Annotated in this window: 9 protein-coding genes; all 9 read left to right on the top strand. The window is 67.3% G+C overall.

Annotated features, from left to right (window positions below; translation table 11 throughout):
- Positions 1–3: 3 nt before the first annotated feature.
- Complete coding sequence (locus QZX93_RS04855) at positions 4–1050, top strand: rod shape-determining protein (RefSeq protein ID WP_295391833.1); 1047 nt, start codon at positions 4–6, stop codon at positions 1048–1050.
- Between the two features lie 175 nt (positions 1051–1225).
- The gene (mreC, locus tag QZX93_RS04860; RefSeq protein WP_295391848.1) at positions 1226–2137 is read left to right on the top strand and encodes a rod shape-determining protein MreC; all 912 of its coding nucleotides are present in this window, start codon (positions 1226–1228) and stop codon (positions 2135–2137) included.
- Positions 2130–2618: a rod shape-determining protein MreD gene (gene mreD / locus QZX93_RS04865; protein WP_295391835.1), complete on the top strand. Its 489-nt coding sequence runs from the start codon at positions 2130–2132 to the stop codon at positions 2616–2618. The genes mreC and mreD overlap by 8 nt, the downstream gene beginning before the upstream one ends.
- The gene (gene mrdA, locus QZX93_RS04870; protein ID WP_295391836.1) at positions 2619–4496 is read left to right on the top strand and encodes a penicillin-binding protein 2; all 1878 of its coding nucleotides are present in this window, start codon (positions 2619–2621) and stop codon (positions 4494–4496) included.
- Positions 4486–5610, top strand: coding sequence for a rod shape-determining protein RodA (gene rodA / locus QZX93_RS04875; protein ID WP_295391838.1), 1125 nt, complete (start codon positions 4486–4488; stop codon positions 5608–5610). Before mrdA ends, rodA begins: the two co-directional genes overlap by 11 nt.
- 63 nt (positions 5611–5673) lie before the next feature.
- Entirely contained in the window at positions 5674–6867 is a 1194-nt protein-coding gene (locus QZX93_RS04880; RefSeq protein WP_295391839.1) for a septal ring lytic transglycosylase RlpA family protein, read from the top strand.
- 329 nt (positions 6868–7196) lie between these two features.
- Entirely contained in the window at positions 7197–8426 is a 1230-nt protein-coding gene (locus QZX93_RS04885; protein ID WP_295391840.1) for a D-alanyl-D-alanine carboxypeptidase family protein, read from the top strand.
- Between the two features lie 33 nt (positions 8427–8459).
- Positions 8460–8753, top strand: coding sequence for a DUF493 domain-containing protein (locus QZX93_RS04890; RefSeq protein ID WP_295391842.1), 294 nt, complete (start codon positions 8460–8462; stop codon positions 8751–8753).
- Positions 8741–9406, top strand: coding sequence for a lipoyl(octanoyl) transferase LipB (lipB, locus tag QZX93_RS04895; protein WP_366759726.1), 666 nt, complete (start codon positions 8741–8743; stop codon positions 9404–9406). The genes QZX93_RS04890 and lipB overlap by 13 nt, the downstream gene beginning before the upstream one ends.
- The last annotated feature ends 248 nt before the right edge of the window (positions 9407–9654 follow it).

Consider the following 9654-nt stretch of genomic DNA (forward strand, 5'->3'; position numbering starts at 1 on the left):
CTGATGCTTTTCAGACGTTTTCGTGGGATCTTTTCGACCGACCTGGCGATCGACCTGGGGACGGCCAATACCCTGATTCATGTGCGCGGCCAAGGTATCGTGCTCAACGAACCCTCGGTGGTGGCGATCCGTCAGGAGCGTGCCGGCGGACCCAAGACAGTGGTGGCGGTGGGTGAGGAGGCCAAGGCGATGCTCGGGCGCACGCCCCAGAACATCACCGCCATCCGCCCACTCAAGGACGGGGTGATCGCGGACTTCACCGTCACCGAGAAGATGCTCCAGTTCTTTATCCATAAGGTACACGAGACACGCATGGTCCGCCCGAGCCCGCGGGTGCTGATCTGCGTGCCCTGCGGCTCGACCCAGGTGGAGCGCCGCGCGATCAAGGAGTCCGCCGCCGGTGCCGGCGCCCGCGAGGTCTACCTGATCGAGGAGCCGATGGCGGCGGCCATCGGGGCCGGGCTGCCGGTCGGCGAGGCGCGCGGCTCCATGGTCATCGACATCGGCGGGGGCACCTCGGAGGTGGCGGTGATCTCGCTCAACGGGATCGTCTATTCCAACTCGGTGCGGATCGGCGGCGACACCTTCGACGACTCGATCATCAACTATGTGCGCCGCAACTACGGTACACTGATCGGTGAGGCCACGGCCGAGCGCATCAAGCACGCCATCGGCTCGGCCTTCCCGGGCAATGAGGTGCTGGAGATCGAGGTGCGCGGGCGCAACCTCGCCGAGGGCATCCCGCGCAGCTTCACGCTCAACAGCAACGAGATCCTGGAGGCGCTCCAGGAGCCGCTCTCGGGCATCGTCGGGGCGGTCAAGACCGCCTTGGAGCAGACCCCGCCTGAGTTGGGCTCGGACGTGGCGGAGCGCGGTATCGTGCTCACCGGCGGCGGCGCCCTGCTGCGCGACTTCGACCGGCTGATCGAGGAGGAGACCGGGCTGCCGGTGGTGGTGGCCAGCGATCCGCTGACCTGTGTCGCCCGCGGCGGCGGCAAGGCCCTGGATATGCTCGACACCCGGGGGCTGGATCTCTTCTCGACCGAGTAGGCTGGAGGCAGCGCGTGTTGGCTCGGCGTCGGCGTCGGCTCGGCGCGACCGTGCCGCGCGTCGCATCCATCCTGTAATTTTTTTCTGCCCCTTGTGGCGTTAACTTATCTGGGTCCGCGCGGCGCCACGTACCCGGGTCCGCATCGCCTGCCCGAGAGGCATTGCCATCAAACCCCTGTTTCTCCATGGACCCTCCCCGACCTCACGCGTGATCCTGGCGGTGATCCTGGCGATCGGGCTGATCCTGGCGGACCATCGCGACCCGCGTCTGGGCGCCCTGCGCTCGACCCTGGCGGTGCTCGTATATCCACTGCAATTGCTGGCGGATTTCCCCATCCGCTATGCCCGGCAAACCCAGGACCGGATGGCGGACGAGGACCAATTGCGCAACCAGAACGCCGAACTGCGGCGCGATAACCTGATCTTGAGCGCGCGCTCGCAGCAGCTCGTGGCCTTGGAGGCGGAGAATATGCGTCTGCGCGACCTGCTCGGGTCCTCCTTCAAGCTCGGTGAGCGGGTGCTGATCGCGGAGATCCTGGCCGTCGACCTGGCCGATTACCGCCAGCAGGTCCTGATCAACAAGGGTACCAACTCCGGGGTCTTCGTCGGACAGCCGGTCTTGGATGCCAACGCCGTCATGGGCCAGGTCATCCATACCAACGCCTTTTCGTCGACCGTGTTGCTGATCACCGATGCGGACCATGCCCTACCGGTGCAGGTGAATCGCAACGGGTTGCGCGGCATTGCGGCGGGGTCCGGGGCGGGGCGTGAGTTGGATCTCCTGCATATTCCCAAGAATGCAGACATCCGGGTCGGCGACCTGCTGGTGACCTCGGGGTTGGGCGGCCGTTTCCCGCCGGGCTATCCGGTGGGGCTGGTCTCCGCGGTGGGACAGGTGGCGGATAACCCCTTCACCACCGTGAAGGCGCAGCCCAGCGCCCGGCTCGACCGTAGCCGCGAGGTGCTGCTGGTCTGGACCCTGGGTCCGCAGCAGCGCCAGGACACCCTGAGCCGCAGCGATGCGGCCTTCGGTACCCCGCCCGGCACCGGCAAGTCGGCGGCCCGGCAGGGGACGCGCCATGAGTGAGGCGGTGCGGCGTGGCACCTGGGCGGTGTGGAGTAGCCTGCTCATCGCCCTGTTTTTGACCATCCTGCCGATGCCCGCCTGGATGGATGACTTCCGCCCCCCCTGGGTGGTCCTGACCCTCATCTTCTGGTCACTGGCACTGCCGGAGCGGGTGGGCGTATTCTCCGCCTTCGCCGCCGGGTTGACGCTCGATGTCACCACCGGCGCGCTGCTCGGCCACCACGCACTGGGATTTTCAGTGGTCGCCTACCTGGCCGTGGAACTGCACCAGCGGGTGCGCACCTTTCCGCTGTGGCAACAGACCCTGTTCGTCTGGTTGCTGCTGCTGGTGGAGCGGCTGCTGTACCTCTGGGTACTCGGTGCCGCCGGCCAGCCGACCCCGAGCCTGATCTACTGGGTGCCGACCTTCCTCGGTGCCGCGCTCTGGCCCTGGGTCTTCGTGGTGCTGCGCGATCTGGCCCGGCGGGCCGGGGCGCTCTGAATGCTGCGCCTGGACTCCAACCTGCAGGACCGGCAACGCGAGCAGCGCCTGGTCGGGGCCCGGGCCATCGTCGCCGGCGTGCTGGTCTTGGCGGCCCTGTCAGTGGTCCTGGTGCGGCTCGTGCATTTGCAGATCACCGACCACGAGCACTTCTCAACGTTGTCGCAAGACAACCGGGTCAAGCTCCAGCCGGTCCCGCCCAGCCGCGGGTTGATCTATGACGCCCACGGCGCCCTCCTGGCCGACAACCATCCCTCCTTCTCGCTGGAGATCACGGTCGAGAAGGTCGACGACCTCCCGGGCACCATCGCGGCCCTGGCGCAGATCGTCCGACTCGATGACAAGGACCGGGAGCGCTTCGATCGCCTGAAGGCGCAGCGGGTGCGCTTCCAGGGCGTGCCCCTGCGGCTGAATCTGACCCCGGAAGAGGTGGCCCGTTTCTCGCTTGACAGTTATCGCTTCCCTGGGGTTGACGTGCGGGCCGAGTTGATCCGCACCTATCCATTGGGGGCACTCACCGCCCACGTCTTGGGCTACGTGGGGCGCATCAACGAGCAGGAAATGGGACGCATCGACGCCAGCGACTATGCCGGGACTCACTTCATCGGCAAGGGTGGGGTGGAGAAGGCCCATGAAGGGTTGCTGCACGGACAGGCCGGCTACCAGCAAGTGGAGGTCAACGCCCACGGCCGGGTGTTGCGGACGCTGGAGTCCAAGCCCCCGGTGGCGGGCCGCGACCTCCACCTGTATCTCGATCTCGGCCTGCAGCGCGCCGCGGCCGCCGCCCTGGGCGATCACCGTGGTGCCGTCGTGGCCATCGATCCGCGCACCGGCGGCGTGCTGGCCCTGGTGAGTAACCCGAGCTTCGACCCCAACCCATTCGTCGAGGGCATCGGTGCGCAGGAGTATCACGCCCTGCTCTATGCCCCGGACAAACCACTCTTCAATCGGGCGGTACGCGGTCAGTACCCCCCGGGGTCTACAGTGAAGCCCTTCGTCGGCCTGGCCGGATTGGCTGAGGGTGTGATCGACTCCCACAAGGTCAAGTATTGCTCCGGCGCCTATCGGCTCCCCGGCCAGAGCCACAGCTACCGCTGCTGGCGCCATGGCGGGCACGGCGGGGTGGCCCTGGAGGCGGCCCTGGTGCAATCGTGCGATGTCTATTTCTACGACCTGGCCCACGAACTGGGGATCGAGCGGCTCAAAAACTTCCTGGGTGAGTTCGGCTTCGGCGCCCGCACCGGCATCGACCTCGCCGGCGAACTGGGCGGACTGGTACCCTCCAAGGAGTGGAAGGAGCGGGTGCGCAAGCAGCTCTGGTTTCCGGGTGAAACCCTGATCGTCGGTATCGGCCAGGGGGCCTTCTTGGCGACCCCCCTGCAACTGGCCGTGGCCACCGCCACCATGGCCAATCACGGTCACTTTTTTCAGCCCCGGGTCGCCCGTGCCGCGCAGGTGCCGGGGGCGCCCCGGGCGGAGGACCTGCCGGTCGTCTCCCATCTCATCGATGCGGGTAATCCGCAGCGCTGGGAACAGGTCATTCACGCCATGACCCAGGTCGTGGAGAGCCCCCGCGGGACGGCCAAGGGGATTCGCAGCCGCGACTACCGCATCGCCGGTAAGACCGGGACCGCCCAGGTCTTCACCCTGGGCCGTAACCAGGCCTACAACGCCGCCCGGCTGGCGGAGAAGATGCGCGACCACGCACTGTTTATTGCCTTCGCCCCGGCCGATGACCCGCGCATCGCGGTGGCCGTGATCGTCGAGAACGGCGGGCACGGGGGTACCGTCGCGGCACCGGTGGCCCGCAAGGTCATGGATGCCTATCTCGGGGGCTCCACCCTGATCGCCGAGCCGGAGGCCGCCGATGGCGATTAGGCCCGGGAGCGCGGGGGCGCAGCGGCTGGATGACCCCTCACAGTCCGGTCTGCTAATGCGTCTGCACATCGACGCCCCGCTGCTGGTCGGGCTGCTCCTGCTCTGTGCCTTTGGTCTGGTGGTGTTGTTCAGTGCGACCGATCAGGATGCGGGTGCGGTGGAGCGTCAGTTGGTGCGGCTCACCCTGGCCTTCGGTCTAATGTTCGCCGTGGCCCAGGTACACCCGTACCAACTGCGACGCTGGTCGCTCCCGCTGTATGCCCTGGGTGTCCTCATGCTGGTGGCGACGCTGCTGATCGGGGACGTGGGCAAGGGCGCCCAACGCTGGCTCGATCTCGGCGTACTGCGCTTCCAGCCCTCGGAGATGCTCAAACTGGCGGTCCCCATGACGGTCGCCTGGGTGCTGGCCGACCGGTCGCTGCCACCGCGGCTGGGACGGGTGTTGGCGGCGACAGTGCTGATCTTGATCCCGGTGGTGCTGATCGCCAAACAGCCCGATCTGGGCACTGCCATCCTGGTCGCCGCCGCCGGGGTCACGGTCCTGTTCATCGGGGGCTTGAGCTGGCGGGTCATCCTGCTGGTCGGCGCCGCCGCCGCCGCCCTGGCCCCACTGCTCTGGTATCGCCTGCACGATTATCAGCGCCAACGTGTACTCACCTTCCTGGACCCGTCGTCCGATCCCCTGGGGACCGGCTATCACATCATCCAGTCACAGATCGCCATCGGCTCCGGGGGGCTGCACGGCAAGGGCTGGCTGCTTGGCACCCAGTCCCATCTGGAGTTTCTGCCGGAGCATCACACCGACTTCATCTTCGCGGTGATCGGGGAGGAGTTCGGGCTGACCGGCATCCTGGTGCTGCTCGCCCTCTACGTTTTTATCATCTACCGGGGCTTAAGTATCGCGGTCGACGCCCCGGACACCTACGGCAAGGTGCTCGCCGGCGGGCTGTCCCTGGTGTTTTTTGTCTATGTCTTTGTCAACACCGGGATGGTCACCGGTCTGCTCCCGGTGGTGGGGGTCCCGCTGCCCCTGATCAGCTACGGCGGGACCTCCATGGTCACCCTGATGGTCGGTTTCGGGATGCTGATGGCAATCCAGACCCATCGAAAATAGCTTTTAATTGAGTGCGCTTGAGGATAGGCTTAACGTGGACTGTCATCAGAGGGGAAGCCACCGATGAACGCACAAACCGAGCCTCGCCAAACCCCGCCCGACCGCCTTGCCCCGGCCGCGGCGGCGCTGCTCCTGTCCGCGGCGCTCCTGCTGTTGGGCGGCTGTTCCGGCCAGGGCACCCGCGATGCCGACGGGGCCTACCGTCAGTTGGACCCGAACGCGATCCCGGACGCGGTCCCGCGCGTGGAACCCAGGTCCAAGTACGGGAACATGGCCAGCTACCGGGTCCGCGGGCGGGTTTACCATACCCAACAAGACGGCCGGGGACATGTCGAGCGTGGCCTGGCCTCCTGGTATGGGAAGCAGTTTCACGGCCAACGGACCAGTTCCGGCGAGCGCTATGACATGTACGGCATGACGGCGGCCCACAAGACACTGCCCCTGCCCAGCTATGCCCGCGTCACCAACCTGGAGAACGGGCGCAGTGCCGTGGTGCGCATCAACGACCGGGGGCCCTTCCACTCCACCCGGGTCATCGACCTGTCCTACGCCGCTGCCACCAAGATCGGGGTGTTTCCGAAGGGCACGGCCACGGTGGAGATCCGGGGCATCGACCCCGCGGCGCCCAACGCCGCACCTGGCCTGGCCCCCAGCGCCGATCCTGGCCCCTTCCTGGCGGACTCCGGGGGGCCGGGCGATCCGCTGGGGGGCAAGGCGCACGATGCGGCCATCGCCCAGTCGCTGGCGATTGCCTCCAGGGCGTCGGGGCCGCCGCGGCGGCGGGCCGCGGCGGCGGCACCGCCGCTGCGCGAGCGGGCCGCAACCTCGGCCTTCGCCGCGCTGGATGCCGAGCCGACCCCAGAGCCAACCCCGGCACCAGTCGCGCGCCCGGCCCCGCGGGCGGTCGAGAAGACTCCCCCGACCAGGGTGGCGGCCCGTTCACCGGCGACGCCCCCGGTGGCCGCGCCAGTCACCGCCCCGGCTGCCGTGGCGGCGCGCGTCCCGCCCGCGGCGGCGACTGGGCAGGGCATCTATCTCCAGATCGGCGCCTTCGGCGATCAACGCAATGCCGAGCGACTGCGTGACCGGTTGAGCCCCCACCTGGCCGCGCGGGTGCGCGTCCAGCGCCCCGCGGCGGACGGGTCCCTGTACAAGGTCCGGGTCGGCCCCCTGGATTCAGAGGGCGAGGCGCGGCGGCTCTCCGCCAAGCTGTCGAGCCTGGGCGTGAGCGAATCCCCGCGGCTGGTCTGGAACTGACACAAGAGCGTTGGCACGACCCATGACCCAAAATCCGGCCATGACTCACGCCAAGGCGCCAAGCCCGCCAAGCAATACCATCGGGTAGCCCCAGTCTCCAGATCACCCGCTGACTGACTTCCCCAGCGCCGATAAGGCACGGAAAAACCTTGGCGAGCTTGGCGCCTTGGCGTGACAGCTGCCCTTTCCAGGATGACCCCACTCCTGCGGGTGGGACCGCCCTGGGGCGTAGTGATCCTCATTTGCCGCCCCTGCATCGGCGCGGCGCGCGATTCGGGGTAGAATTGGCACAGTTATTCGCCCGCCACCCCGATCCCCGGTTACGCCCCATGAAGTTGCAACCCGCGCTGCTCCTCCTTTGCCTGTTCGCCCTGCTGCCGTTCAGCCTCCGCGCCACGGGGGCGCCGGCCGCAGCGGCCCGGCCCCAGGCCGTGACGGCGCCACCGCCGGCCGTGTCGGCACCGCCCGCCACCGCCGTCCCCACCGCGGCCCAGGCCGTGCCCACCCCGCCGCAGGTGGAGGCCAAGGGCTACCTGCTGATGGACTTCAATACCGGGGCCGTGCTGGCGGAGTCCCAGGCCGACGAGCGCCTGGAGCCGGCAAGCCTGACCAAGATCATGACCGGCTACACGATCTATCGCGAGTTGGCCGCCGAACATGTGCATCTGACCGACCCGGTCATGATCAGCGAGAAGGCATGGAGGACCGGCGGCTCCAAGATGTTCGTGAAGGTCGGCACGCAGGTCCCATTGGAGGATTTGCTCAAGGGCATGATCATCCAGTCCGGCAACGACGCGAGCGTCGCCCTGGCCGAGCATGTGGCCGGCAGCGAGCAGGTGTTTACGGACCTGATGAACACCAACGCCCAGCGTCTGGGCATGACCAACTCACACTTCGTCAACGTCACCGGGCTACCGGAGGCCAACCACTTCACCACCGCCCGCGATATCGCCAAGGTCACCGCCGCCCTCATCCGCGAGTTCCCCCAATTTTATGTGTGGGACGGCACCAAAGAGTATGAATACAACGGCATCAAGCAGCAGAACCGCAACAAGCTGCTGTGGCGCGACCCCACGGTGGACGGGGTCAAGACCGGCTTCACCGACAATGCCGGCTACTGTCTGGTCGCTTCCGCCAAGCGCGACTCCATGCGTCTGATCTCGGTGGTCTTGGGCACCAAGAACCCGGAGGCGCGCGCGGTCGCCAGTCTGGAACTGTTGAATTACGGCTTCCGTTTCTACGAGAGCCGGGTGCTCTATCCGGGGGGACAGCCGGTAGAGAACCTCCGTGTCTGGAAGGGCGATCTGCAAGAACTACCGGTCGGTCCGGCCTGGGATGTCTATGCGACCATCCCGCGCGGGCGTTACGGGGAGCTGAGTGCCCGCCTGGACAAGACACCGAACGTCACCGCCCCGGTCGCCAAGGGGGCGCGGGTTGGCGACATCGTCGTCCTGCTTGCCGGCGCAGAGGTCGCCCGGGTGCCGCTGGTCGCCCTCCAGGCCGTTGGCGAAGGCAGTCTCTGGCAACGGACCAGGGACACGGTTTGGCAGTGGTTCTGATGGCGGCCGACCAGTTAGGGGGGCGATTGGACCATGACTAAGCGACCATGGGCGCCCAACGCCGCCAAGGAAAAGGCCCAGCCCGACTTCCCCTGCCGCTACGCGATCAAGGCCATGGGGCGGGCGGACCTGGACTTCCAGTCGGTGGTGCTGGAGATCGTCCGCCGCCATGCCCCGCACCTTGACGACGCCGCCGCCACCGCGCGGTTGAGCAGCGGTGGCAAATGGTTGGCGGTAACCATCTCCATGGAGGTACAGAACCGCAACCAGCTCAATGCCATCTACCGGGACCTGTCCGCCCATGAGCTGGTGGTTTGGGCCTTGTGAGGGCGGATCGGCACAGCGACTCGGGGACGCCCGCCCCCCCCGGACTCATCCTGCGCCGCCGGCCCGGTCTCCAGGACTACCAGTCCACCTGGGAGGCGATGCGCGCCTTCACCCGCGCGCGCGACGCCACGACCCCGGACGCGCTCTGGCTCCTGGAGCACCCACCGGTCTTCACCCTGGGGCAGGCCGGGCGCCCCGAGCACCTGCTCAACCCCGGCGCCATCCCAGTCATCCAGACCGATCGCGGCGGCCAGGTGACCTACCACGGACCCGGCCAGCTCATCGCCTATCTGCTGTTTGATCTGCGCCGTGCCGGGATCGGGGTCAAGCGCCTTGTACACATTCTGGAGCAGTCGGTCATCGAACTGCTCGCCGCCCGCGGGATCGCCGCCGCCGCGCGCGCCGACGCCCCCGGGGTCTATGTGGACGGGGCCAAGATCGCGTCCTTGGGGCTGCGCGTGCGCCAGGGGTGCAGCTATCACGGACTGGCGCTCAATGTGGCGATGGACCTGGAACCCTTTCGGCGCATCAATCCCTGTGGATACCCGGGCCTCACCGTGACCCAGATGACCGACTTGGTGTCAGGCGTGTCGATCGAGGACGCCGGCCGCGACCTGGCAGCAGCCTTGGAGCGCCTCCTGGAACGCGGCTAGTGGCTTCCGATCCTCCTGCCCCCGGGAGGGTTGGGATGGCGCTTACTCGCGCCGGATATTGTCAAGGGCGAGCTTCCCGGCGGCCACAAAGCACGTATTCTCACGTCGCTAGTACCGCAGGATGAAAATCCTAATACCGTTTCTGAAGAGCGCGTTGTAAGATGCAAACTTCGTGATCTACTCTGGTTTTTTCGATGCCCTTGCTTCGTCCTGCGCCTGTCCTCGTAACCGATCGCGAGCGTCAACAA

Source organism: uncultured Thiodictyon sp. (assembly GCF_903946935.1).
Taxonomy (GTDB): Bacteria; Pseudomonadota; Gammaproteobacteria; order Chromatiales; family Chromatiaceae; genus Thiodictyon.